26 protein-coding genes, 1 pseudogene and 1 other annotated feature are annotated in these 26,295 nt (G+C 39.0%); of the genes and pseudogenes, 17 read left to right on the top strand and 10 right to left on the bottom strand.

The genetic code is table 11. The features are described 5' to 3' along the window. Positions 1-16: 16 nt before the first annotated feature. Positions 17-226 (bottom strand): hypothetical protein, encoded by a 210-nt coding sequence (locus tag GY23_RS18450; protein ID WP_169834553.1) that lies wholly within the window; start codon positions 224-226, stop codon positions 17-19. On the opposite strand from GY23_RS18450, the gene GY23_RS07870 reads away from it, so the two are divergent. Further along, positions 215-679 (top strand): GNAT family N-acetyltransferase, encoded by a 465-nt coding sequence (locus GY23_RS07870; protein WP_075618949.1) that lies wholly within the window; start codon positions 215-217, stop codon positions 677-679. The genes GY23_RS18450 and GY23_RS07870 overlap by 12 nt on opposite strands. A 185-nt stretch (positions 680-864) precedes the next feature. Here the strand turns inward: GY23_RS07870 and GY23_RS07865 are convergent, their stop codons facing one another. Together GY23_RS07865 and GY23_RS07860 are read right to left on the bottom strand one after the other, a co-directional pair. Further along, positions 865-1,935: an LLM class flavin-dependent oxidoreductase gene (locus GY23_RS07865; RefSeq protein ID WP_075618667.1), complete on the bottom strand. Its 1,071-nt coding sequence runs from the start codon at positions 1,933-1,935 to the stop codon at positions 865-867. 32 nt (positions 1,936-1,967) lie between these two features. Beyond that, positions 1,968-2,819: a VOC family protein gene (locus GY23_RS07860; RefSeq protein WP_075618666.1), complete on the bottom strand. Its 852-nt coding sequence runs from the start codon at positions 2,817-2,819 to the stop codon at positions 1,968-1,970. A gap of 185 nt (positions 2,820-3,004) precedes the next feature. Here GY23_RS07860 and GY23_RS07855 point away from each other — a divergent pair, with 185 nt between their 5' ends. From GY23_RS07855 to GY23_RS07835, 5 genes are all read left to right on the top strand, one after another. Beyond that, on the top strand, positions 3,005-4,990 hold the full coding sequence (locus tag GY23_RS07855) for a spore germination protein (protein ID WP_245827610.1): 1,986 nt from the start codon (positions 3,005-3,007) through the stop codon (positions 4,988-4,990). Positions 4,991-5,016: 26 nt separating this feature from the next. Further along, the gene (locus GY23_RS07850) at positions 5,017-6,171 is read left to right on the top strand and encodes a GerAB/ArcD/ProY family transporter (protein WP_084544062.1); all 1,155 of its coding nucleotides are present in this window, start codon (positions 5,017-5,019) and stop codon (positions 6,169-6,171) included. Then, complete coding sequence (locus GY23_RS07845) at positions 6,158-7,198, top strand: Ger(x)C family spore germination protein (RefSeq protein ID WP_245827609.1); 1,041 nt, start codon at positions 6,158-6,160, stop codon at positions 7,196-7,198. Before GY23_RS07850 ends, GY23_RS07845 begins: the two co-directional genes overlap by 14 nt. A gap of 153 nt (positions 7,199-7,351) precedes the next feature. Beyond that, complete coding sequence (locus GY23_RS07840; protein WP_075618663.1) at positions 7,352-7,777, top strand: MarR family winged helix-turn-helix transcriptional regulator; 426 nt, start codon at positions 7,352-7,354, stop codon at positions 7,775-7,777. Then, positions 7,764-8,936 (top strand): MFS transporter, encoded by a 1,173-nt coding sequence (locus GY23_RS07835; RefSeq protein WP_075618662.1) that lies wholly within the window; start codon positions 7,764-7,766, stop codon positions 8,934-8,936. The genes GY23_RS07840 and GY23_RS07835 overlap by 14 nt, the downstream gene beginning before the upstream one ends. A gap of 171 nt (positions 8,937-9,107) precedes the next feature. On the opposite strand, the pseudogene GY23_RS07830 reads toward GY23_RS07835, so the two are convergent. Next, a pseudogene (locus tag GY23_RS07830) lies at positions 9,108-10,464 on the bottom strand (arsenic transporter). 456 nt (positions 10,465-10,920) lie between these two features. On the opposite strand from GY23_RS07830, the gene GY23_RS07825 reads away from it, so the two are divergent. The 4 genes from GY23_RS07825 to GY23_RS07810 are packed head-to-tail and all read left to right on the top strand — an operon-like array spanning position 10,921 to position 13,880. Further along, the gene (locus GY23_RS07825; RefSeq protein WP_075618661.1) at positions 10,921-11,592 is read left to right on the top strand and encodes an SOS response-associated peptidase; all 672 of its coding nucleotides are present in this window, start codon (positions 10,921-10,923) and stop codon (positions 11,590-11,592) included. Between the two features lie 25 nt (positions 11,593-11,617). Then, positions 11,618-12,358 (top strand): ABC transporter ATP-binding protein, encoded by a 741-nt coding sequence (locus GY23_RS07820; RefSeq protein ID WP_075618660.1) that lies wholly within the window; start codon positions 11,618-11,620, stop codon positions 12,356-12,358. Beyond that, complete coding sequence (locus GY23_RS07815) at positions 12,336-13,355, top strand: ABC transporter permease (protein ID WP_075618659.1); 1,020 nt, start codon at positions 12,336-12,338, stop codon at positions 13,353-13,355. Before GY23_RS07820 ends, GY23_RS07815 begins: the two co-directional genes overlap by 23 nt. 15 nt (positions 13,356-13,370) lie before the next feature. Continuing rightward, entirely contained in the window at positions 13,371-13,880 is a 510-nt protein-coding gene (locus GY23_RS07810) for a GNAT family N-acetyltransferase (RefSeq protein WP_075618658.1), read from the top strand. Between the two features lie 46 nt (positions 13,881-13,926). Here the strand turns inward: GY23_RS07810 and GY23_RS07805 are convergent, their stop codons facing one another. Next, positions 13,927-15,051 carry an NADH-dependent flavin oxidoreductase gene (locus GY23_RS07805; protein ID WP_075618657.1) on the bottom strand — a complete coding sequence of 375 codons (1,125 nt, stop codon included), beginning with the start codon at positions 15,049-15,051 and terminating at the stop codon, positions 13,927-13,929. Positions 15,052-15,257: 206 nt separating this feature from the next. On the opposite strand from GY23_RS07805, the gene GY23_RS07800 reads away from it, so the two are divergent. After that, on the top strand, positions 15,258-15,773 hold the full coding sequence (locus GY23_RS07800) for a GNAT family N-acetyltransferase (protein WP_075618656.1): 516 nt from the start codon (positions 15,258-15,260) through the stop codon (positions 15,771-15,773). Here the strand turns inward: GY23_RS07800 and GY23_RS07795 are convergent. The 4 genes from GY23_RS07795 to GY23_RS07780 all read right to left on the bottom strand — a co-directional run bounded on the left by GY23_RS07795 (position 15,766) and on the right by GY23_RS07780 (position 19,444). Continuing rightward, a complete protein-coding gene (locus GY23_RS07795; protein WP_245827608.1) occupies positions 15,766-16,347 on the bottom strand; it encodes a phosphatase PAP2 family protein in 582 nt (193 codons plus the stop codon). The genes GY23_RS07800 and GY23_RS07795 overlap by 8 nt on opposite strands. A 731-nt stretch (positions 16,348-17,078) precedes the next feature. After that, complete coding sequence (locus GY23_RS07790; protein WP_075618654.1) at positions 17,079-17,921, bottom strand: DUF1028 domain-containing protein; 843 nt, start codon at positions 17,919-17,921, stop codon at positions 17,079-17,081. A 100-nt stretch (positions 17,922-18,021) separates the two neighbouring features. Then, complete coding sequence (locus tag GY23_RS07785) at positions 18,022-18,690, bottom strand: VC0807 family protein (RefSeq protein WP_075618653.1); 669 nt, start codon at positions 18,688-18,690, stop codon at positions 18,022-18,024. Next, positions 18,680-19,444: a MerR family transcriptional regulator gene (locus GY23_RS07780; protein ID WP_075618652.1), complete on the bottom strand. Its 765-nt coding sequence runs from the start codon at positions 19,442-19,444 to the stop codon at positions 18,680-18,682. Before GY23_RS07780 ends, GY23_RS07785 begins: the two co-directional genes overlap by 11 nt. A 112-nt stretch (positions 19,445-19,556) precedes the next feature. Then, positions 19,557-19,764, top strand: a binding site (T-box leader). Between the two features lie 145 nt (positions 19,765-19,909). Here GY23_RS07780 and argS point away from each other — a divergent pair. From argS to GY23_RS07750, 6 genes are all read left to right on the top strand, one after another. Beyond that, on the top strand, positions 19,910-21,574 hold the full coding sequence (gene argS / locus GY23_RS07775) for an arginine--tRNA ligase (RefSeq protein WP_139311089.1): 1,665 nt from the start codon (positions 19,910-19,912) through the stop codon (positions 21,572-21,574). 84 nt (positions 21,575-21,658) lie between these two features. Then, entirely contained in the window at positions 21,659-22,114 is a 456-nt protein-coding gene (locus GY23_RS07770; protein ID WP_075618650.1) for a YaiI/YqxD family protein, read from the top strand. A gap of 109 nt (positions 22,115-22,223) precedes the next feature. Further along, positions 22,224-22,394, top strand: coding sequence for a YpzG family protein (locus GY23_RS07765; RefSeq protein WP_075618649.1), 171 nt, complete (start codon positions 22,224-22,226; stop codon positions 22,392-22,394). Positions 22,395-22,603: 209 nt separating this feature from the next. Continuing rightward, positions 22,604-23,410: an ABC transporter permease gene (locus GY23_RS07760; protein ID WP_075618648.1), complete on the top strand. Its 807-nt coding sequence runs from the start codon at positions 22,604-22,606 to the stop codon at positions 23,408-23,410. A gap of 4 nt (positions 23,411-23,414) precedes the next feature. Continuing rightward, positions 23,415-24,194 (top strand): ABC transporter ATP-binding protein, encoded by a 780-nt coding sequence (locus tag GY23_RS07755; protein ID WP_075618647.1) that lies wholly within the window; start codon positions 23,415-23,417, stop codon positions 24,192-24,194. Positions 24,195-24,207: 13 nt separating this feature from the next. Next, a complete protein-coding gene (locus GY23_RS07750) occupies positions 24,208-25,281 on the top strand; it encodes an ABC transporter substrate-binding protein (protein WP_075618646.1) in 1,074 nt (357 codons plus the stop codon). 449 nt (positions 25,282-25,730) lie between these two features. Here GY23_RS07750 and GY23_RS07745 read toward each other — a convergent pair whose 3' ends face one another. Next, positions 25,731-26,093: a VOC family protein gene (locus GY23_RS07745; RefSeq protein WP_075618645.1), complete on the bottom strand. Its 363-nt coding sequence runs from the start codon at positions 26,091-26,093 to the stop codon at positions 25,731-25,733. Positions 26,094-26,295 lie beyond the last annotated feature (202 nt).

The following is a 26,295-nucleotide window of genomic DNA, read 5'->3' as shown; positions in this document are numbered from 1 at the left end:
TATGTTCGAAGCAATGTTAATTAAACAATACTGCTGTTTCTTGTGCATTTGCGCTGGTCGCAGGTTCGCAAGAGCCAACTAGTATGAAAACCGCATACTTTTGGGTCTTGTTCTTCAGCTCTTGAGGTTGGCTAGGCGAAAATGCACCCTCTCGGTTATGTTCAAAATCAACAACATTCTTTAACCTAACCAAATTTAAAAAGGGGTGATTTTTATTAATATCCAATTAAGAGAAGTGTCACGAAATAACTGGGAAGAAGCCATGACCATAAAGGGGACACCCCAACAAGTGACGTTCGCTCCACCTGTTGCTGTTTCACTTGCGAAAGTGCACATTAAACCAGATGGTGAAGATGTAACATACATACCTTTTGCAATCTATTCTGAAGAACAAATGGTGGGGTTCATCATGCATGCATATGAAGAACAAACAAAAGACAGTTACTGGATTAATGGCTTCATAATCGATGAAAAGTACCAAGGAAAAGGCTATGGTAAGGCGGCATTCGCGGAGATGGTGGGGTGGATTCAGAAACGTCACCCTCACTGTTTAGAAGTGCGTTTAACGGTGGCTAAAGAAAATCATCGTGCGAAAGTACTTTATGAACGGTATGGATTTGTAGATACAGGTGTTGTATATGGAAATGAGGAAGTATACAAATTTCAAATAAAACGATAATCGAAAAAAGCCGAACATGAACGGAGAGTATCCGTTTACGTTCGGCTTTTTGGATAGTCAAGAAAGCGAGCTCCAAGCGCCAGCCCGCGGACCCCTTTTAGGGTTCAGAAAGGCGAAATGTTCGCCTTTCATCATTCCAGCACCGGCGTCGGGCTAGAATAGCACTTTCGCTTTTCTTATGTATCTTATCGACATGTTTCCCTGCGTACGACAGGTGCGACTTCAGTTGCCAGCATTTCGATGCCCTTCGCTACTTGGGCATAAGGCAATCCACCAATATCCATTTGGGCTATAAAGCGGGAATGTCCATATAGTTCATGCTGATGTAGAATCTTTTCAATGATTTGTTGAGGACTTCCAACAAATAAAGCGGTTTCTGGACTTGCCATATAGTCAAAGTCCGCACGGGACATTCTACTTCCCATCCCACGTTGCCGATTTACGTATGCCCAGTAGTTTGAATAATAAGGAAAGAATTCATCTTTTGCTTGCTGGGAAGTTTTTGAAAGATAGGTGTGTCCTGTCACGCCTACCTTCAACTGCTCTAAACTATGGCCAGCTTCTAAACCAGCTTGATGGTAAAGGTCAACGAGTGGTTTAAACCTTATGGGATCTCCACCGAGAATAGCTAATGCCATTCCTACACCTAGTTTCCCAGCTCGTATGGCACTTTCAGGCGTACCGCCAACGCCTACCCAAATTGGCAATTCTTTTTGGATAGGACGTGGGGATATCATGGCATTTTCTAAAGACGATCGATACTTGCCATTCCAAGTTAGAATTTCTTTCTTATTTAGTTCCAGCAGTAAATGAATGTTCTCGTCGAACAAAGCATCATAATCGCTTAAATCATAGCCAAATAGAGGGAATGATTCTACAAAAGCGCCTCGACCAGTAATGATTTCAGCTCGGCCATTCGATAGTAAATCAAGTGTGGCAAAATCTTCGAATAAACGCACGGGATCAAGAGTGCTTAAAACCGAGGTCGCACTCGTCAGTTTAATACGGCTTGTGTGGCTGGCAATAGCCGCCAATACAACTGCAGGCGAAGATACAGTATAGTCCAACCGATGGTGTTCGCCCAAACCAAAGATGTCTAACCCAGCTTCGTCAGCTAATTTCGAAGCAGAAATGACCTCTTGTAAGCGCTGCTGTGGGCTAATCCTTGTTCCTGTTAATGGGTCAGTTCCTAAATCTCCAAATGTATATACCCCGATTTCCATTGCTTTTGGGGTATTAGAATTCAAATCTTGCATCAGAATGACCTCCGTTTATGAAAAATACTAAATCAACCAATCAATAACTGCAATTCAGTGCCGGAAGGATCAATTGTAGCTACATAATCACTTCGCTCAATCACTGTTGCACCGATTTCTCTCAATTGAAGAACTACTTTTTGTCTTGCTTCTTCACTTGGATAGATTAATGAAAAACTTTTCAATCCAAGAGTATTGACAGTGCGGTTTACTGGCTGTGGCTGTCCCCAAGTATTGAGTGCAATATGATGATGGTAGCCATTAGAAGAAATGAATAATGCTTGGCCGCCATATCGACAGACTACATCAAACCCTAACCCTTTCACATAAAATGTGTTTGCTTCTTCTAAATTAGCCACACTTAAATGAACGTGGCCCATGACTGTTCCGGATGGAAGGCCGTTCCAAGTGAGCCCTTCTGTATCATTCAATAATCGCGGGAAGTTAAGAGGATCTACGGTCATCTCGACTTCGCCATTTTGCCAATTCCAAGTGAGCGGTGACCGATCATAATAAATTTCAATGCCGTTGCCATCTACATCATTTAAATAAAGGGCTTCACTAACAGCGTGATCAGATGAACCAACTGGAACGCCAATCCCTTGAAGATAGGTGTAAATAACGCCTAAGTCTTTACGTGTTGGAACTAAGAACGCCATATGATAAAGTCCTGTTGCACGTGGTTGCCGCTTTTCCATTACTTCCGGTTGTTCAATGGTCAAAATAGGTGTTTTTCCATTCACTGTAAATACGACTGTAGAATTGGATTGAGATAGAACTTGAAGTCCAATGATGTTTTTATAGAAAGCTAATGATTGATTTAGGTCTCTCACATTGAGATTGACCTGTTGTGGATGAACCGTAGGATGCTGATGAAATGTCATGTTAAAATCTCCTTTTTAATTGAAGTTACTCTTTATACATTAGTTACTTTATGTAAGCAAGTATATATTGGTAAATCATAAGTGTCAATAACTTTATTGAATAAATTTTAGGTGCAAAGGACACACTTGTACAAAGAAAACAGCCTTTTCTTACGTTTGAAAAACAGAAGAGGAACGTGATGTGTGTGTCAATATGGAAAGAACTTTGGAACAAATTAATGGAACAAGCCAATAAAGCAAAACAACCAGTCAAGCCGGACCAGCAAGATAAAGAAGAACAATCGGTTAGTATTGAAAAACAAGGAAAACCTGATGATGTTAAGTCACAGCAAAAAGCAATAGAAGGACCTGATCCATCACAGCAAAAAGCAATAGAAGGACCTGATCCATCACAACAAAAAGCAATAGAAGGACCAGACCCATCACAACAAAAAGCAATAGAAGGACCAGACCCATCACAACAAAAAGCAATAGAAGGACCAGATCCATCGCAGCAAAAAGCAATAGAAGGACCAAAACCATCACAGCAGAAAGCAATAGAAGGACCAGACCTATGGCAGCAAAAAGCAATAGAAGGACCTGACCCATCGAAGCAAAAAGCAATAGAAGGACCTGATCCATCGCAGCAAAAAGCAATAAGAGGACTTGATCCATCGCAGCAAAAAGCAATAAGAGGACTTGATCCAACGCAGCAAAAAGCAATAAGAGGACTTGATCTATCACAACAAAAAGCAATAGAAGATCCAGACCCATCGAAACAAAAAGCAAAAGAGAAACTCGCTGATAATCAAGTGTTCGTCAATCTTAACTTAATTAAACAAAAATTAAAAAATATTGGAGATGCAGTCTACAAGGATATTCAGACAGATGAAGGGACTGTCACAATGATCTATTTGAGTACACTTGTAGACTCTAAAAAGTTACTTGAAAGCGTCACGCTTCCGATTACAAATGAAATCGAACATGTACTTTCTACTTTTGATTGTGCAGATAAAAATAATATAGATTCCATGGTTATGTCAATTGTGGAAGGTGAAACTATCCTATACTTTCATCAGCTAAATCATGTGTTAAAAGTGAAAACCTTTAGTCCACAGGAAAGAGCGATTAGCACATCAGATACTGAAACTACTGTAATTGGTCCACAAGATGCATTTACTGAATCATTGCAAACCAATTTGTCAATGATAAAACGAAGAATTACTCAACCGGGTTTGAAAACGGTGGACCGAATAATAGGGAAAGAGACGAACACTAAAATTTCAATAATTTATGTTGAACATCTTGTTAACGATGAAAACCTGAAACGACTGGAGGATCGAATAGCAAAAGTCGATTATCCAGGTTTTTTCGATATCACGATGCTTAAACAAATAATTGAAGATGACCCGTATTCACCTTTCCCACAGTACTTCCATACTGTTAGACCAGATTCAACTGCTTTATGGCTCTTAGATGGTCGAATTGTCATTGCCATGGATAACAGTCCAAATGTAATGGTCTGTCCGACTTCATTCTTAGAAATGTTCTTCTCACCTGAAGACTTTTACAATAGGTGGACAACGGCATCAATGCTGCGGATTCTTCGTTTTTTTGGATTCTTCATTACGATAATGTTGACTCCGATGTATATCTCTACCCTTACGTACCATCCGGGCTTAATGCCGTATGAATTACTCATCATGTTGCAGGAGTCCAGAAGTAGAGTGCCTTTTCCTCCTGTAATAGAGGTGCTGTTCATCGAGCTAGTTATTGAAGTTCTACGGGAGTCAGGTTCACGAATGCCTTCGAAAATTGGACAAACCATTGGTATTGTTGGCGGTATTGTAATTGGTACCGCTGCAGTCGAAGCGGGACTTGTCAGTAATACATTGATTGTGTTAGTGGCTGTTTCTGCATTGCTGTCATTCTTAATGCCAAGCTTTTTAATGAGCAATGCCAGCCGATTTGTCCGCTACATTTTTATTCTTTCGGCAGGCGTGTTCGGTCTCTTTGGCCAAATGCTAGCACTTGCGTGGTTATTTAACCATTTATTGAATCTAACATCACTTGGAACTCCTTATATGACGCCGGTTATACCAAGAAAAATGACTGATTTATATGATGGTATCATCCGATTTCCATTACACTTCATTCGAAAAACAAGAGGGATAGCAAGAGCGAAGAAATGAAATTGATCATAAAGGGGTGAGTCTCACTGGATGCCTTAAAACCAAAAGTATTAAATGGCTATCACGTTGTATTTCTTGTGCAAAATGTCATGATTGCCATGGGGTTGCTGTCGTTTCCTTATCAACTAAGTGCTGTTGGATACAGTCAGTGGTGGCTCCCCATTTTTTTTGGAATCATTGCAAATGTAACCATAATCCCAATGATCTGGCTTGCAGGGAAATATAAAGAAGACAGTCTGTTTAAGATACACGAAATTTTATTCGGACGAATTATGGGGAAAACAATTAATATGGTTCTAATTATCATAGGTTGTATATTAATGGCTGCTACAGTAGAGCGTTATCTTGAAATGATTCAATTGGTAGCTTTCCCCTACAGAACCCTAACCGGACCTCTCATTATGTTAATGCTCGTAGCGGTATTTATAGCAAAACGAGGAATAAAGTCTGTCGCTCGTTTTTGTATCATTGCGTTTTTCTTGACTTCACCAATGGTTTATCTTTTAAGGTGGGGGTTAGAAGAAGGGAAAATCACTCATCTTTTGCCTTTATTTAACTTCACTGGAAAGGAATTTTTAGCTGCAACAAAAGAAGGGTATTCCTCCATTGTCGGGTATGAATTATTGATGTTCTATTTTCCTTATATTATTAATCAAAAAAAAGTTTTTAAACATGCATCGATTGGGATCTGGATATCCATCTTTTTTTATTTCCTCATAAGCATGGTCAGTGTGATCCATTTTTCAGAGTGGCAACTAAAAAACGTCTTATATCCAGTTTTGAATTTATTTAAGTACGTTGAATTATCATTTCTTGAAAAAATCGATACCATTGGAATTACGTTTTGGGTCTTCTTAATTTTATCTACAGTATCTGCTTATCTATGGGTGTTGAAGGAAGGAATAGAGTCGTTGCGGTCCAAAAAACATGCAGCACACCTATACATTATCGCCGTAATAATCACTGTGATGGTCTTTATTCCACTTTCGCAATCGCAAGAAGAAAAAATTTACGGACATGCATTTTACGCTAGCTACGCACTGATACTTTGGCCGAATCTATTGAGTCTCGTGCACATGATCAAATCGAGAAAAGGGAGGGGTTCCAATGACAAAAGTAAGATGGTTTATATTTGTTGTCTCTTTAATCGTCTGTTCAGGTTGTACGTTGGAAAGCGATGAAACCCAACCGGCGCTGGAAGAATTGGCGATGATCGGTGTTATTGCATTCGACTACATAGACGAGAAAAAGATGAAAATGACGGTCATAGCTCCTCAGCCCTCTCCCGATGCAAAAGAACATACGCAGTCTTATACAATTGAAGCAACGCTAATAACAGAAGGTTTGGTTCAAATTTCTGCTAAAGCAGATCGAATGGCTAGTCTTAGTCAGCTCCGTGTGGTCTTATTTAGCGAAGAGTTTGCCAAAAAAGGAAAAATGATTGAAATTGTGCACTATTTATATCGTGATGCAGATGTACGTGAAACCGTACGTTTAGGTATAGTGAAGGATAATGCAGGAGATGTTCTGACCGCGGATTATCCGGACAAACCAAATACCAATGTTTATTTGACTAACCTTTTTGAACCAAAACTCTATACAACTTTTAGTCCGTTTACAGATCTGCATATATTTATAGCTAAATCAACAGATCCTACTATTTCACCAACTGTTCCATATTTAGAAGTGACGGAAGGTCAACCTGAAATTTCAAAAATCGCATTGTTTGATGGGAATCACATGGTGGATACTTTAGAGCAAGATGATGGGAAACTCACCCAAGCACTATCAGGCATGAAAAAAATTGCACCATTCAACTTCAACTTGAGTGAAGAAGAAGTTGTAGCTCTTGAATTTATCAAAGCTGATGTGAAATATAAAAGCAATAATAACTTTGATTCTCCAAAAATTACGATTAAGCTAAATTTGGAAAGTGCATTGGACGAATACAAAGGTCCAATAAAAATAACATCGAGTAAAGATTTAAGAAAACTTGAAAAAAGTGTTGAGGAAAGACTGGAAATGAAAATAGCAGAATTAATAGCAAAGTTTAAAAAAGATAAAGTTGATCCTATTGGGCTTTTAGAAACATTGAGAATGAAGCACCAAGGCAAGTGGACAAATGAGCTAACAGAGCAACTATTAGAAAAAGCAAAGTTTGACGTTGTTGTTAATATTGAAATTGTAAATATTGGTGCCGTAAAATAATGGTATCAATCGGTTTGCCTTACTTTATGGGAATTTTATAATTTGTCTGAAACCTGCATCCGCAGGTTTTTTTCTTTACATCAAGAAAAAAGGATACTATACTGAGAAATACAAAATACTTACCTAGGTAAATAAATTAGAGAAGAGATGACCATGACAAATACAATATTCCATGACATACATCAAAAGTCGAGACTATCCATGAAAGAAGTCAACGAAGCATTAAAAGAATTTGGGCTGTATAGTGCACAATGGTCTTTATTATTTTGCCTAAATCGCTTGGGATCCATGACACAAACAGAAATTTGGCAGTATCTAAATGTTGAAGCACCTACGGTTACTAGAACATTGGTGAAATTGGAAGAGCGCAAACTAATTATCCGAAAAGAAGGGAAGGATAAAAGAGAAAGAATTGTTCAACTGACGGAACATGCAAAAGACTTGATTCCACGGATTGAGACTCGCATTGAAAAGCTGGAACAAACGATGTTACAAGCTTTGTCAGAAGAAGAACGTATTCAATTAGCATTCCTTCTTAACAAGATTAGTGGAAGTGGTGAAACCGATGGCATCAAATAAAAAACCTATCTTTACAAAAGACTTTATCAATATCTCGGTTAGTAACTTCTTTATTTTCATAGCCTTTTATGGCTTTCTGACCATGTTTCCTCTATATGTTTTAGATTTACCTGGTGGAACGGTCACACAAGCGGGTCTTGCCACAACAATCTTCCTCTTGTCAGTCATCATCGTCAGACCTTTTTCCGGAATGATATTAGAAAAGTTCGGTAGAAAAAGAATGCTGGTCATAAGTATGACCGCATTTGCCGTATCTACATTTTCATACATGATTACGGATGACATTACGATCCTACTCATTTTACGGTTTATCCATGGGATTTCATTCAGTATTGCAACAACCGTGACTTTATCCATTGCTGCCGATCTTGTGCCTCCCGAGCGACGAGGCGAGGGACTTGGTTATTTCGGGATGTCGATGAATTTAGCGATGGTTGCTGGTCCGTTTCTTGCATTAACATTACAACCGATTATTTCATACACCTTGATTTTTCTTATATTTGGGGTGATTACCGTGATAGGGATGGTTTGTAGTTTATTAGTCCAAGTCACTGAAGAAGTGGTTCCTCTAAATATGGAGAAGCGCAAATTATCATGGTCTGATTTATTTGAGAAAAAAGCAATCGCTATTTCAACGGTAGGGATGTTGGTTGCTTTTTCATACGCAAGTATCATGTCGTTCATTTCGGTTTACGGTCAATCTTTGGATATGGTTCAAGTCGCCAGTTTCTTCTTTGTTGTATTTGCAGCTGCGATGATTGTCTCTAGACCAATAACCGGAAGGCTATTCGATTCGATGGGTCCGAATATTGTAATTATCCCATCCCTTATTATTTACGCATTCGGATTATATATACTAAGTATTACAACTAGCCCATCGATGTTTCTGATCGCTGGTGCGCTTGTGGGATTAGGCTACGGAACCCTATTACCTAGTTTTCAAACACTGGCACTTCAGGCTTCACCAAACAAACGAAGTGCATATGCAACGGCTACATTTTTCACGTTATATGATTCTGGCCTGGCCGCCGGTTCGTTTGTTTTAGGGATTGTTGCAGGGGCATTCGGCTATTCAGATGTGTATTTATTTATTGCGATTTTTGTTGTACTTGTCACCATCTATTATAAAGTAATCATACGAAAGCCAACTTCTAAATAAGAAGTTGGTTTTTTTTCGAATAATTTAATTCAGTAATAAAAAAAAGAGGATCTGATAGAAACAGAACCTCTCGTTAGTGGATGATGGAGTTCGCTATTTCCACTGATCCCTCTAATATTTTTGATATTCCTCATCCTAATCTTGGAAGCGTAAAATTGTTATTCACACGTTTTAAGCAAATACCATCTGCACCCAATAGAACAATAATAGTAGAGAGACGATAGTCGTAGGGGGGATGACAAGGAATGAAATGCTCATATAATCTTTCCATGTTACCTTTATCTTGTTTTCTCTGAGGATATTCATCCAAATAAGAGAAGCAAGTGTCCCTATCGGCAATAATAAGGATCCCATGTCACTTCCGATGATATTGGCGAGATAGATGGTCTTTAGTGTAATGGGGTCAAGTCCCATCTCGGTAAGAGTTATCGTGCCAATCATCAATGCAGGGTGATTATTGAAAATATTGGAAAGGAATGAAACCAGTCCTCCCATGATCAAACTCGCATGAATTAACCCCTGGTTTACAATTGGTTCGCATATACTGACAAGTAAAGAAGTCAAACCTATATTGTGAAGACCATATATAATTACATACATTGAGAATGCGAAGATTAGGATGTGCCAAGGCGTTTTTTTCAAGATATCGATGGGATTTGTCCGCAGGTGATACCATCTCCAAAATAACAAGACCAGTGATCCGAGTACTGCAACCAGTTCAATTGGTATGGCGACATAAGATGCCACAAAAAGTAGGCAACGCATCACAAAGACAAATAGTAATATTTTTAGCATAAATTTGGTCCGTTTACGTTTGGTTTCAACGTTTATCCCCGATTTTAGGGGATGAAAATGTTTGGTGAAAAAAAGCTTCCTCAATCTCAGCAGCAGAAATAGGCAGTTCTTTTGGTATTTTGTTTTTTATTACGATAAACATCAAGCATGACATAAATATTAATCCCAACGTAGCCGGGACAAACATCATCGCTGTATGCATGTATAGACTCATGTGAACGATTTTTAGAGCAATCAAGTTGACGATATTACTTACCCCAATAGGGGCACTGGAAGCAGTTGCAATAAGTGCGCCGCTTAACAGATAGGGGATTTGCTGATGGGGTTTTAGTCTCAAATTTTTTAGAAGGAGAATTAAAATAGGCGTAGTGATCAAGATACTTCCATCGTTATTAAATAACAGTGTCATCAAAAAACAAAGCAGCTGAATATACCAATATAACCGATAACCTGACCCTTTGGCTAAATTCACAAGCCTTGCAGCAGACCAATGAAAAAAGCCGAAACTTTCCAGAATGACCGCCATGACGATGGTGGCCATTATTGTAACGGATGCACCTCCTATCTTGCTTATGATATCAAGAATGTCTCCATAGGAAACCATTCCAGTCAGGAGTATGATTGCTGCTCCAATTGAGGCTGGCCATGCCTCATTCATACCTCTAGGTCTCCAAAAAATCACTGACATGGTAATCAGAAATACAGTTACTGTAATTACAATTTGCAAACTCATGCATTAACATTAACCTTTCTATAAAATATTTTATTCGTATATCTCCGTTTATTTCTATTTATATTCAAAACTATTGATTAGTAGTGGGATTATGAGGTAAAAACTTAAATTAAATTAACGCTTTTGAACCAATTAGAAAACTAGATAGAAAATTATAAATGTCGGAGACCATCACATACGTTTAATATAAAGAACCGATAAAATAGGACCTAAAATAAATGGTTTATATTTGTTGAGGAACGATGCAATTTGATTGAAAAAGCCTTTGCGGTGCATCACCGAATATATTTGAACTGCTTATCAAACACTAGTAACAATCGATGCGAACCGACAATCTCACCAGAGGTAGGCCATTTTTTGTTTTTCAACGGGGGAATTTGATCATTCAATTAATCGTATAATAGAGGAAATAGAACATGCGTAACGAATTGAATCTTAAGAAGGAGGCGAATTTATATGTGTGGTCGCTACAGTTTATTTATGAACTTAAATAAGTTGGAAGAACGATTTGGTGAAGCAACTTTTGAGGCAGAAGACTATGAGCCTAGCTATAATATTGCACCCTCACAATACATACTGACGGTTATCAACGATGGATCGAAAAACCGGCTAGGCTACTTAAAATGGGGGCTTGTGCCACCTTGGGCAAAAGATTCAAAAATAGGCTTTAAGATGATAAATGCAAGATCAGAGACTGTTCATGAAAAACCTAGTTTTCGAGAATCATTAAAGAAGAAACGCTGTCTTGTTGTGGCAGACTCGTTTTTTGAATGGAAGAAAACGGATCGTGATAAGGTACCGATGCTCGTTAAATTAAAGTCGGAAGAACCTTTTGCAATGGCGGGGTTGTGGGAAACCTGGAAATCATCAACTGGAGAAGCCATTCATACGTGTACAGTCTTGACTACCGAGCCTAATGAATTAATGGCCAGCATTCACGATCGTATGCCGGTCATCCTTAAGCCAGAAGACGAGCATACTTGGCTTGACCCATCCATTCAAGACATTAAAGTGTTACAACATTTATTACGGCCATTTGAAGATAACCGCCTTGAAGCTTATGAAGTATCATCAATGGTAAATTCCCCAAAAAATAATTCTCCGGCGTTAGTTCAACGAGTTGGCTAATCATGATAAAGGAGGGGAAGAAGTAGTGTCCATTTTACAAGTATCAAATGTTACCAAAAGTTATGGAAAACATTCAATTCTTTCAGATGTGGAGTTCTCTGCTGAGGAAGGTCAAATTGTAGGATTGATTGGTCCATCTGGATCCGGTAAAACGACGCTGATCAAGCTTATCGTGGGGATGGATGTACCAACAACAGGTTCAGTTGATATGCTTGGGGAAAGAGTTCCAAACCTTGGTTTATTGAAGAAAATTGGCTACATGGCACAATCAGACTCACTGTATCATGACTTGACCGGCTATGAAAACTTAACTTTTTTTGCATCCATGTTTTTAATGAGTAAAAGAGAGGTTAAAGAACGGATTGCGTATGTGACGCAACTGGTTCAACTAGAAAGTGCATTGAAGAAAAGAGTCTCAACCTATTCGGGTGGGATGAAACGAAGATTATCACTAGCGATCGCATTAATTCAAAACCCACAAATTTTGATTTTGGATGAGCCAACTGTTGGAATCGATCCCGAGTTACGAAAATCCATTTGGACAGAACTTGTGCGGCTGAAGGTGGAAGAACAAAAAACAATTCTCGTCACCACACATGTCATGGATGAAGCTGAAAAGTGTGATGTGTTGACCATGATCAGAGAAGGCCGTGTTATTACAACGGGTTCACCTCAAGAACTAAAAGCCATTTATGACGTTACAAACTTGGAAGATGTCTTTTTGAAAGCGGGAGGAGAAGCACATGCGCGTCACAGCTCTCTTTAAACGCATCGTATTACAACTTGTCCGAGATAAACGAACACTGGCGTTATTGTTCTTGGCACCGTTACTTATTTTAACACTCATGCACTTATTATTTACCAGTAATGAAGTGCCTTCAAGCATTGGTGTAATTGGGGGAAGCTTTGAAATAGTTGAGAGACTAGAAGACCAGGATTTTGAAGTGACGGTCATAGAAGAAACGACGACCTTGAAGAAACTAGTGGAGGAACAAGATCTAGATGGGATTCTCAAAATTGATGGTGAGAAACTCCAACTAACGCTTGAAAATACGGATCCAAGTCAAACCAAAATGTTACAAGCAAAACTACAACAAGTACTGTCACTGACGCAAGATCGCACTTCAATTGAGATGGCATATGTTTACGGGAATGAAAACACATCTTTCTTTGATGTACTCAGTCCGATTTTAGTCGGATTTTTTGTCTTTTTCTTTGTGTTTTTAATTTCAGGGATTGGGCTATTACGTGAGCGTATGACAGGAACACTCGAGAGGTTGTTATCGACCCCAATCAAAAGATGGGAAATCGTGATGGGATATTTATTAGGCTATGGATTATTCGCAGTCATTCAAACCATCATTGTAGTACTATACGCAATAAATGTTTTGGATATGGTATTAAAGGGTTCGATGTGGCATGTTCTACTCATCAATCTATTAATCGCACTGGTTGCACTTAGCCTAGGGATTCTATTATCTTCATTTGCTACATCGGAATTTCAAATGATTCAATTCATCCCATTAGTCATCATTCCTCAAGTCTTTTTCACTGGGATTATTCCGATTTCGGGAATGCCGGAATGGTTACAAATGTTCTCCAATGTAATGCCCATTTCATACGGGGCAAACGCCTTGAAAAGTGTGATGTACAAAGGGCAAGGTTTAGGCGACGTGCAGTTTGACATACTAGCACTGATGGGTTTTGCAGTCGTCTTTATCGTGCTTAATATAGTAGCACTCAAAAAACATCGAAAAATTTAGAGGTGAATCACTTTTATGAAAATGATTGAAACGGAACGATTATTAATTATGCCCTTGACTGCCAATGACGGGCCATTCATCTTGGAACTTTTGAATGAGCCCGATTGGCTAAAATATATTGGGGATCGTGGGATTCGTACAATAGATGATGCCAAGAAATATATCATTGACGGACCAATGGCGATGTATGCGGAACAGGGCATTGGATTATATGCAGTGGAATTAAAAGAGAGCTCTACGCCAATTGGTGTTTGCGGGTTAATTCAGCGTGATTTCTTGAAAGATGTTGATCTTGGATTTGGCTACCTGTCGAAATATTGGGGGAAAGGATACGCATACGAAGCAGCAAAAGCTGTAATGACTTATGGTATGGATGAACTGGGATACCGCCGAATTGCTGGTTTTACATCCCTGGATAACGAAAAATCTGCGAACCTACTTCAAAAGCTTGGAATGAGAGATGAAGGAAAGATCCGATATGCCTCTACGGCAGAATATGTAAAATTGTTTGCAATAGAATTTTAATAAAAAAGTGAAACGAGTTATGAACACTCGCTTCACTTTTTTTATTTTACACGCCTGGAACCCACCCAGGATTACTCAAAATTTGCTGCCAAAGCGGGTCTGGCATTACTAACTCCTGTTGCTTATCTATATTGAGTTGCGTCACAATTTCGTCCGCAAGACCTTGTTCAATTTTCTGAACCCAATCTGGATCTATTAAGAGTTCACGCCCAAGAGCAATCAACGGAATACCGATAGCTAACGCTTTACGAGCATCTTCAGCAGTGTAAATGGAACCAACACCGATAACTGGAACACGATCTCCAACAGTTTCTTGAATGAGTTCTATGCGCGAACGCGTGTCATCCACTCCACGTCTTGGTGTTGACCAAAAATCCATGAGGGACACATGTAGGTAATCCATTTTCTTGTCCGCTAACGCATCAATTAACACCAATGTATCCGCCATGGTGATTCCCGGGGTTTCTGGTTCTTCAGGGGAGAATCGATATCCAACGATAAATGGCTCTGTTGCATATTCTTTCACCACGCGTTGCACTTCGTCTACAACAGCAAGTGGAAAGGTTAACCGTTTTTCTAAAGATCCACCAAATCGATCATTTCGTCGATTGGAGTGAGGGGAGAAAAACTGTTGAATTAAATACGTATTGGCACCATGAATCTCAACCCCATCGTAACCTGCTTCAATCGCTCGTCGAGTGGTCTCCCCAAAGTCACTAATAATAGAATCAACTTCAGCTTCAGTGAGTGAACGTGGAACTGGTTTGTTATCTCCTTCACTCGGGATATTACTCGCACTTACGACATCTCCATTTGGCACAAGGTTTTTAGGCGCTTGTCGACCGCCATGGAAGATTTGCAAAATGGCTTTAGCTCCTTGTCCTTTAATCGAAGTTGCCAAACGACGCAAGCTAGGAATCATATCGTCCGTATGTCCGGCAAATTCACCCGGAAATCCTTGTCCATTTGCAGTGACATAGGTACAGGCAGTAATCACCATACTGACACCTTTTGAACGGCGTACATAATAAGCAACTTCCGCATCAGAAACTGACCCATCTTCATTGGATGAGTAGTTCGTCATTGGTGCCATCACAACACGATTCTTTAGTTGGACACCATTTGGGAAGGTAAATGGTTCTAAAAGTGGTTCGAATTCTTTATTCTTCATATCTTGATGCCTCCTTAGTGTATTAAATGGTAAGAAACACTATACTTAAATAAGAAAAAGTATAGTGTCACTTTAAGACTTGTTGATTCCCACAGTCAAAATATATGCCTTCGATTTACAAAGGAAATGGCAGGAGAAAGAGGAATTATGGCGAGTAAAGTAGAATGTTAAACTAATATCTAGTATTAAGAAAAAAGGTGAAAATTATGCGAATCCGAACTGAAACGAAAAGTGATTACAAGCAAGTATTCAACCTCAATTATGACGCGTTTGGAAATCGAGACGATGAGGCAAAATTGGTTGAGCGGATCCGTTTCTCCAATGGTTTTATAGCAGAGTTATCACTCGTTGCTGAAGACAAGGGTGAAATAGTTGGACACCTACTTTTAAGTAAGGCAAAAGTTATCCAAGAAACCAACGAAAAAGAAGTGCTAGTTTTAGCACCTATAGCTGTAAAACCAACTGCTCAAAATAAAGGAATTGGCAGTAAGTTAATGAAAGAAGGGCTGAAAAAGGCTAAAAGTTTAGGGTACGGAATCGTTCTATTAATTGGACATTCAACTTACTATCCAAAATTCGGTTTTCAGCCGGCCAGAAATCATGGCTTGGAATTAACACAATTTAGTGTGGAGGACGACGTGTTCATGGTTTATGAACTCAAAAAAGGAGAACTAAAGAAAACAAATGGGGAACTACGCTATCCTCCTGCCTTCTTTAGTTAACACTTTTGTGTTTTCCTTCATGAATTTTTTTCATGACAAGCTGATAGATCCAAATCGCGAGTATCAGCCAAAAGCCACCAGCACAATAACCTGCAATGACATCACTAGGATAATGAACACCTAAATAAATTCGGCTAACACCAATCATGACAATCATGGTAGTACAAATAACCACTAAAAGTGTGCGACCCCAACGCGATGGAATGATATGCCACAGAAGGTATAAAAGTATCCCGTAAAAAGTGATGGCATTCGTCGCATGACCACTCGGAAAACTGTATCCTCCAATCTCGATGAGACTGTGCAGATCTGGACGTGCTCGATGAAAAATTAATTTTAATATACGGAAAACGTAATGGGAACCAATCATTACCCCAATAAGCAGGACAAGTTTAGAGCGGAATTTGAAGAAAAAGAATAGAATTATCATGGCAATCGCAATCAAGACTTTAATAGTATTTCCAGCACCCACAAAAGTAAAGAATTTCATGATGGATGTTAAAAATAGCGTCTCGAAACTTTGCACAAAAGAAATGATGGCTTTGTCAAATCCGACAATTTGATTTCCGCTCACAAGGATTGCCATCAAGCAAAACCCAATGAGGGTTATAAGACTGACCAAGTGAAAAACAGTAAATTTAGCATCCAAAGACTAGATCACCCCATAATTTAGCTCCTCATGACGTCAATTAAATAGAATAAAGAGACTAGTAAGTGAGGACATTCCTTCACATATGATTAAGCGACGTCGGGGAAATGGCAATAGGAATGGCCTTATTAAGTCAATTTACCCGAGTGTTTGCTTTTCGAAACAGAGAGATTCAAAACTTTAGGGTGACATACAAATGTATGAAAAGTCAGAGGTTTTGGGAAAGAGTGATTAAACATTTTCCGTTTGGCTTTTCGCGGAACTACGGAAAGCACCGTGCGGTTCCATTACCTCCCAGCCTTACAGGTAATCCGACGGCTCGGATGTTTCAGTCGACCCACTTCAACAACATACAAAGGGACTTTAATCTTGGGTCAACTAGAGAAAGAGAAGCATTACTAACTCCATGATAATGAGCAGCCGAAGATGACATTCCGGCTGCTACGGTATTGCTTGATCTGTTTATGCTAACTTTTATGGTTTCAAGTGTTAATGCAAGTGAACATGAAAAATCCTGTATGGTAAGACAATGACGAATACTAAAGGGACGAATTTAGTGAGGGTTCATAATAATAGGCTGTGTTAAATTGGCTAGATTAAAGCTATTTAATCAACTATCGGACGTTTTTCAATTTATTAATTTCCCTACTGGCAACCTATTTTATTCGCATATACTCCACAACTTTTTGATCAATCAACCCTCGTTGCTGAACTCGCTCATCGAAGTTCTCGATTAGATGATACGATTGTACCGCATCCAATAAATCGTCATGTTCCGTGAGCTCGCGTTGTAAATGACCATTTTCATATAAAAGGTTTTGAAGTTCGTCCGCAAGACCACCTTCGATTGCCACAACATCTTCTGGCAAAGTGGGTTCGAAATATAGTTTATGTAGCTTTACTAAACGAGACAATTCTTGGACAGGCTCTTCATGATCATCCACGCGCAAATCGATATAGCGATCATTGTATCCGCCGTAACTCCCATTTTCCTTCACAATTAATAACGCAGCCGATTGCTTTCCGCGACTGTCACCACCTGCAGCATCACCTGCAAGTAAAGCGGCTAATAAACGTTCGGATAGAGAACCAAGCGTTTGTTGGAAAGTCGATTCCATAGCCTCCACGGTATGTTGGTCCACTAAAATATTTCCTTGTGCAGCGAAATTCTTCCCAGCAGAACCACCAGCCCAGTCATAACAATCATCTCCAGTGAATGTAGCACTTTGTCCGTTTGTATCGACAATCCCCACCTGTCTGGAGGCGAATTTATCATCGTTACTGATAAGTTCTTTTACTACTTCTTCAGGAGTAAGGCCATTTTCAAGCAATTCCAAACCATGTTTGCCATAATCTAGATTCGCCCAAGATTGTGTTGCAATCGCACCTACTCCAGCTTTCGCAAATGGTACTACTGCACCTACACTTAAAAACTTGGAAGCAACGGCAACACCTAGCTCTTTAGTTTCTGGATCATATCCGACGATTGAAAATGTCATCTCTAAAACCTACCTTTTCAAGAATATTCTAATAACCATAGTGTAGAGGTTTTTGGGTAAGGATGAAAGAAGTAATTTCACTTCAAAGATAACCACTCGATTAGTGAGTGCCTTCAAGCTCCGTTTTCGTTTCTTTTACTGGCCAGTCAATATCATGAGTTTGAGAGTACTCATGCATTATCTTCCCTGAATATGCGTAGACAGTAAATATCAAGATCCCGAAACCAATGCTTATTGCTTTTCTTAAAAAGATTAAGTGCATGAAAGCATCTACACCATGCTTTGAAATCAACCATGCCATAAGCGTATTCAGCACAATTCCTCTTAACACAAAGATTGCGGTAATTAGCTGAAACCATGAAAGATTTCGTTTTATGAAATATAAAGTTTTACTGTTTTCTCTTGGAAACCCCTGAAGATACATCACGTCTACTGCAAAGTATAAAGCTAACGGTTTTCTAAATAACATGGATCCTAAATACACAGCTGAAAATGCATAGCCTAACCAAACGGAATTCCATAACATGTTGATGGCAGAGCCAGAAAGTAAATCCACAACCGTATTAAGCAGCAATGTAGAAATGACAAATAACCCTGTAATATTTAGTTGGCGATCGATCACAAACCGCACAACTGTATAAACAAAAGCAGGGACAGTCGATAGCAACATCGCATAATAATCTCCAATGGAATCTCTGCCATATGTCCAAATGACATAAGGGAGAGCCATGAAAACAATTAATTCAAGAATAATAAATTTAGATTTCATAGGATTCTCCTTCATAATTTACCTTCATATAATGAGCAATCGCCTGTTCAATAAAAGTCATAATGGTTGGGTCAACTTGATACAACCCAATATTACCTTTGGTTTCTCTATGTTTGTTCAATACTTTTTGAGCCAATTGAAAATTTCCTTTGTACATTTGATCGAGCAAGGCAATCCAACGTCTAGCCAACTCCTGAACTTCGGGACTTTTACTATCAAAATCAAGCTTTTGCCGGACATCATTAATTAATGTAATGTAACTTTGCATCATCTCATCGTCGTCACCAACTTTAGGAAGTTGCTTCAAGTGTTCAACTTCCTCGCTTGAGAAATGGGATTTCCATAACTCTTCAAAAACCTCATTTGGTGTTGAAGCAGAATGCATGGTTATTTCATCGAATACGTCTTTCCAATTGGTTATTTCTTCAAGTTCGCTCACCTGAAGTAAATAACGAATGGCACGAGTTCGTTCTTCGATTCGTACTTTCTCGATTTCTAGCACTTTTAATTGCATCACAAGGGCTTCTTTGTGACTGAGATGCTGATTTTCGATCATTTGTTGAATGGTTGTTAAATCAAAGCCAATATCCTTTAACACTTTTATGTAATGCAGCTTGGTGATATCATTTTCTTCGTAATACCGATGACCTCCATCACTTAATTGTGAAGGCTTCAACAGTCCAATTTCATCGTAATATCGAAGTGTCCTTATTGTAGAATGACTTAACTTAGCCAGTTTCCCGATTGAATACAAAAAAACCCCTCTTTTCCATCCCTTAGTTGTATTATAAAACCTTACGTTACGGCAGAATCAAGTGTATTTTAAAATAGTTTGACATTTCAACTTTCCTTTGCTAAATTCAATTACAATATCTGTGATGAAGAGAGTAACATTATCCAATGAACAAGCGAGCTGGGGATGGTGAGAGCCTGGTCAAGAGGATGTGTGAACCGCACTTCTAAGATGCTTTTTTGAATGAAGTAGAAAAAGCCGGAGACTCTCCGTTATTGAGAAAGAGGCCCAACATAGGGCAAATTGAGTGGTACCGCGGAAGTTAAGCTTTCGTCTCATTTTTTAATGAGACGAGGGCTTTTTTTATTAGGCGTTTATGGGAAAAAGTGGGCGAAACTGAATAAATCTCGGTTAATGCCAATTAAAACAAAAAAATGTGCCGATTAATCTAGTGTTCGCTCGCCCTACTTTTAAGGAGGAATTACTTTGAAAGATAAAGTATTAGAAGTACTTCAACAAAATACAACTGTATTGATAGAAAAAAACATGATCGAAATACCAGCTTATGCTCATTTAGGAGACTATTCACTGCCATGTTTTCTGCTTGCGAAAGAATTAAGAAAGTCTCCGAATCTAATTGCCCAAGAAATCGCTGAAAGCATTCAAGACCCGAGTATTGAAAAAATAGAAGCAGTGAATGGATACGTGAATATTTTCATGAAACGAAATGCATTTACTACTTCCATTTTGACCAAAATCCTTCAGCATTCAAATAACTATGGTTCTTCAAACGAGGGTGGAGGAGGGATCGTCACAATTGATCTGTCTTCTCCCAATATCGCAAAACCTTTCTCCATGGGGCATCTACGTTCAACCGTTATTGGGAATTCCATTTCTTTCTTGCTCGAAAAGAGTGGTTTTCAGCCAGTGAAAATTAACTACCTTGGAGACTGGGGAACACAGTTCGGAAAATTGCTTGTGGCCTATCGTTTATGGGGGACTGAGAAGGAAGTTCAGGAATCACCAATTAAAACGTTACTAGCGCTCTATATTAGATTTCACAAAGAAGCTGAACGTGATGACTCCTTAAATGATGAAGGAAGAGCAGCATTTAAATCGCTCGAAGATGGCGATTCAGATTCGTTAGCTATTTGGAAATGGTTTCGAACAGAATCTTTAAAGGAATTCCAGAAAATCTATGACTTACTAGGTGTTTCATTTGATTCGTATCAAGGCGAAGCTTATTATAATGACAAAATGGATTCGATCATTGAAGAGTTACAACATAAAGATGTATTAAGGGAATCTGATGGTGCACTTGTAGTGGATGTAGGAGAAGACATGCCGCCATGTCTAATCAAAAAGTCAGACGGAGCGACGTTGTATGCAACAAGAGATATTACGGCAGCGCTAAATCGAAAAGAAACATACAATTTTGTGAAGTCAATCTATGTTGTTGGAAATGAACAAAGTCTTCATTTTGCGCAATTAAGGTCTGTTCTTAAGAAAATGGATTATGCATGGGCTGAAACCATTCAACACGTCCCGTTCGGATTGATTTTGAAAGATGGCAAAAAGCTATCAACTCGTAAGGGGAAGATCATTTTACTAGAAGAAGTGTTGAATGAAGCGATTCAATTGGCTGAAGCAAACATTGATGAGAAGAATCCCCTATTGGCAAATAAAACAGAGGTAGCAAAAGCAGTTGGGGTAGGGGCAATTATTTTTAGTGATTTAAAACAACATCGGAAGCATGACATTGAATTTGATTTAGAGAAAATGCTGCAAAAAGAAGGAGAAACAGGGCCATATGTGCAATATACTCATGCACGAGCATGCTCTCTTTTAAGAAAGGCCGGAGAAATAGGTACATTCGAGGTCGAAGAAGTAAATAACTATGAGTGGGAAGTCATAAAATACCTAGAACAATTCCCTGACATGGTGATTCGTGCTGCTCTCCAACTAGATCCTTCAATCGTTGCTAAGTATGCAATAGACTTGGCACAAGCGTTTAATTCATTTTATGGAAACGTTCAAATACTTACAAAACCAAGGTTAATGGCCTATCGAGTAACTTTAGTTCATTGTGTAATCATTGTTTTAAAAGAATCATTAAGACTTCTTGGAATAAAAGCACCAAATGAAATGTGAATGTATGAAGGTATTTGTCTTTAAGGAAACTCAACAGTGCAATATCATGGAATAGCGGTAGTAAATCTAAGAAGGAGGGCATAAATGACCAACATTTTAGTGGACGCAGATGGTTGTCCGGTAGTAGACCTGACCATTAAATTCGCAACGCAGTACCAACTTCCTGTCACGTTATTTTGCGATACAGCACATAACATGCAACGTGATGGAGCTGAGACAATTATGGTCTCAAAAGGCATGGATGCTGTTGACTTTGTGCTTGTCAATCGAGTAAAACCAGGAGATATCGTCATCACGCAAGATTATGGCCTGGCTGCAATGGTATTGGCAAAGCGGGGGCACGTAATGGATCAAAATGGTCGAGAGTATACAAACGAGAACATCGACCAGCTACTACATAGTCGTCACATTGCGAAGAAAATCCGACTCGCAGGTGGAAGGATGAAAGGTCCGAAAAAAAGAAGTAAAGAAAACAATGAGAATTTTGAACGTGGCTTTAATGAATTAATCGTCAAAGTCCTAAACCAGCAAGAAGGTTGAAGCAAAGAGACTCCGTAAAGCAAGGAAACAATGAGCATAAAACAGATATAATCACGCATACTAAATCAGATTTCTTCTTTTCATCCTACAAAAAATGAGGTGAAGGCAAATGAGTAAGAAGTTTCCACTTGATGCAAAGTCAGAGGAATTACATCATAACTGGACTAGACCTAAAAGGTTTAAATCACAAGTCAACGGTAATACACAAGAATCACAATCGACTCAGATTTTAAGGACCAGCGCCAAAATACACCGACTTGGAAGTGGACGTGGAATGTAACACAGAAGAAATTTAGGCCCAGAGAGTTTTCTGGGTCTTTTTTTTGTGTGAAAACAACCATATTGGTGCAGAGCGGTGGCTCAGTCTGACTTTTCGCGGTTGGCATATGAAATTCGTGCGAAAACAAGTTTTCGATTCAGATGTTCCACCGCTTGTAGGCACACTTTTCCTTGAGCTTACATATTATTTTGAGGAAGAGGTGGTGAAAAATGAAGGATCTAAAAAACCCAGTTGAAACGGAGCAGCATGAATGGAGAAGGCAACAATTACAACAGCGACTGAAGACATGGTTGACCATTTTTTCACCCGTATGTCTCTTGCTTGTCTGGCAATTTCTTTCACAAAGCGGTCTCATTGATGCTCGCTTTTTCCCGCCACCAACTGCGATCGTTTCCACGTTTATTGAATTGCTCACGAGTGGTGAGCTATTTCAACACATCAATATTTCATTGTTCCGCATTATCGCTGGGTTCTTACTAGGTGTTATTCCAGGAATTATTATTGGTTTGTGTATGGGATTGTATGCACCAATTCGGCACTTCATTTCGCCTCTGATTATGGCGTTAATGCCGATTCCAACACTTGCCTTATTACCTTTAATCCTAATCATTTTCGGAATTGGGGAAGTATCAAAAGTCGTTACCATTGCGGGAAGTGTATTTTTCCCAGTAGTTATCAATACCGTGGCTGGGGTCATTTCCATCGACAAGATTTATTTAGATGTGGCGAAAAACTATGGGGCTAGTAGGAAAGATTTCTTCTTGAAGATTGCCTTGCCGGGTTCACTGCCATTTATGTTGGAAGGAATTCAAATGGGGCAGGCAATTGCGTTGCTGACGATTGTGGCTGCAGAGATGATGGGTGCTAATTCTGGTATTGGGTATTTAATATGGACTTCCTACAGTGCATTTTTACTAAAAGAAATGTTTGTGGGATTAATTCTCATTTCGTTCTTTGGTTATATCTTTTCATTGTTAATACGGGGATTACAGAAAAAACTATTGCCGTGGAGGTGACGACCTGAGTTCAAAACCAAAAATTTCAATTCATGAATTGACCAAAGTGTTTTACAAAAAGGAAAACAGTGTAACCGCGATTGAAAATATATCACTCACGATTGAAGATGGTGAATTTGTCTGTCTCGTTGGTCCGAGCGGTTGTGGCAAAACGACGTTACTCCGGATATTAGCTGGATTAGAAAATCAAAGTTCGGGTGACTTCACCATTGAAAAAACGGACCAAAATCGTCCAAACCAATCCATGGTGTTCCAAGAACGTGGCATACTTCCATGGTTGACCGTTGAAGAAAATGTAGCGTTCGGTTTAAATATGCGTCACTTGTCAAAATCGTTTATAAAAGAACGGACGACGTATTTCTTGAATAAAGTAGGTCTTTCAAAGTTTGCCAAGATGTATCCGAAAGAATTGTCGGGAGGCATGAAACAACGGGTGAGTATCGCAAGAGCGTTTGCCAATGATTCGGAAATCTTGCTGATGGATGAACCGTTTGGTGCTTTGGATGAGCAGAACAAATATATTCTGCAAGAAGAGCTTTTGTCGATTTGGTCTGAGACGAAGAAAACCGTGCTGTTCATCACACATAGCATCGATGAAGCACTCTATCTTAGTGATCGGGTGTTATTAATGAGTGCACAGCCTGGAAAAATAGTATCTGAGATTAACATAGATTTACCAAGGCCAAGAAAATTAGAAGATATACGCACGGATCCTGAAATGACTTCTAAATTTATTGAAATTTGGAACCATTTGCAAGTGGAAGTACAAGGGTCAAGATTATGAGGGGAGAGTTTGAATGAAAAAGTGGGTCGCAATGCTTTTTGTTTTAACCTTAATGGTGGGTGCGTGTTCACAAGAAGAAACAGTGAAGGTGAACGATGATGTAAGCAAGGATAATCCTTCTGGTGATTTAGCTCCATTAAGTAAGAAGACGAAAGTTGTTATAGCGGAAGATGGTTCTGCTTCAGGAGCAGGATTTTATATAGCGAATGAAAATGGTTATTTTGATGATTACAATATTGAAGTGGAATTTGCGACATTTGCGAACAGCGATGATATGTTGCCAGCGCTGGCCTCAGGTGAGGTAGATATTGCTGGGGGGATTTCTTCAGCTGCATTCTTTAATGCAATAGCACAAGGAATTGACGTAAAAATTGTTGCGGACAAAGGGCATAATGAAAAAGGAAAATCGTACTTTACGTTTGTGATCGGCACTGACAAACAAGATGAAATTAAAGACTACAGTGATTTGAAAGGGAAGCGAATTGCCGTTTCTGGGGAACATGGGGTCGACGATTACATTTACCAATTAATGCTTGAGCATGCGGGTCTTGCGAAGGATGATGTGGAATTCGTGCTAATGCCTGACTTTGGAACAATGCTGGCTGCTATTGAAAATGGTTCGATTGATGCGGCATTAAATATTGAACCACTGATTACACAAGGAGTTGCGCAAGGAATTCATGTGCGTTTTGGAGATGCAACCGATTTTGCACCTGAGGCACAGATTGCGATGGTTCTCGCTTCACCGGAATTCATGAATGAAGAGCAAGACGTTTCATTACGTTTTATGGCTGCTTATTTAAAAGGCATTCGTGATTATAACGATGCATTCAAAAAAGGTGAAGGCAAAGACGAGATCATCGACATCATGACACAATATACGGCATTGAAAGATGCTGCGGTGTGGGAAGATGTATTTGTCACTGGACTTGATCCAAACGGTGAAATGTTCATCGACGACATTCGCGATCAGTATGAGCTGTATAAGAAAAACGGTGCGATTCGTGGAGAATTTAAATTTGACGAAGCGATTGACACCTCAGTAACTGAAAAAGCAGTCGAGATTATTGGGGAATACGAAGAATAGGAAGCTATGTACCCATACTAATAATAGCTATGTAAAATGATTCTGTTGTTTATCGTGCAATTTATTCAATATCAACAGCAATCTTGAACATAGCCTGAAAATAATAGTAATGAGGCTAAGTCATTGTCAGTATCAGTCTCCTACTATTTATATAGATTAAAAAACCGTCCACTCTTGATCAAGTGTGGACGGTTTTTGACAATATAAGAAAGAATGGTGACCATCAATTTCTAGTAAGGTGAAATGTTAATAAAGGCTGGTTGGTGATGAAAACTGTCAGATGGGTACCACCTATTCACTAACGGATGCTTTCGTAAAAACAGATAGTAAAAAATGAACTTGGTGATACATTTCCAAATTCGTTTTTTCTGTGAATATTGTTTATTTCTTATGAGAGAAAACCCGTATAGTATTAGAACCTTGCGCATTCTGACGGTTTTTGATGTGAATTATTTAGCGTTTACATCGTTATGATATACACCGAAAATGAGACCTTCCGGATCCTTGCAATAAGCGACATACCCCATACCTGGAATGGCTGCTTTTGGAACGACCAATTCGCCACCATGCGCAGTAACTTTTGCTATATAGTCATCCACATTATCGACTTCCACCGTATTAAACGTACGTGGTTGAGCGTCTGGAGAAGGCATGATACCACCATTCATTCCGTGACCTTCTTCACCCGTCATAACGAACCAATAATCTTGGTCTCCAAACTTTTCGATTGTCCATCCAAACACATCCTTGTAAAACTCGATTACATTTTCAGGATTGGCTACTTGTAATTCAAAATGTGTCACACGATTCATAATAAAAGCTCCCCTTTTCTAATATTCTAACTACTATATTTTAAATGATAATCTCTTAGCAAACAATAATGTCTACATAATAATTTTCTGTCAAATGCCCTCTGGTCCTTACATATTCGTGATAGGCACGGTATATATTATATTTTATAGAATGTATAAAATTATATACGAATGGGTAATGAAACTTGGAAGAATATGATAG

Source organism: Paenisporosarcina indica (assembly GCF_001939075.1).
Taxonomy (GTDB): Bacteria; Bacillota; Bacilli; order Bacillales_A; family Planococcaceae; genus Paenisporosarcina; species Paenisporosarcina indica.
Note: the sequence above shows the minus strand (reverse complement) of the source record. Positions and strands in the feature narration are given on the sequence as shown.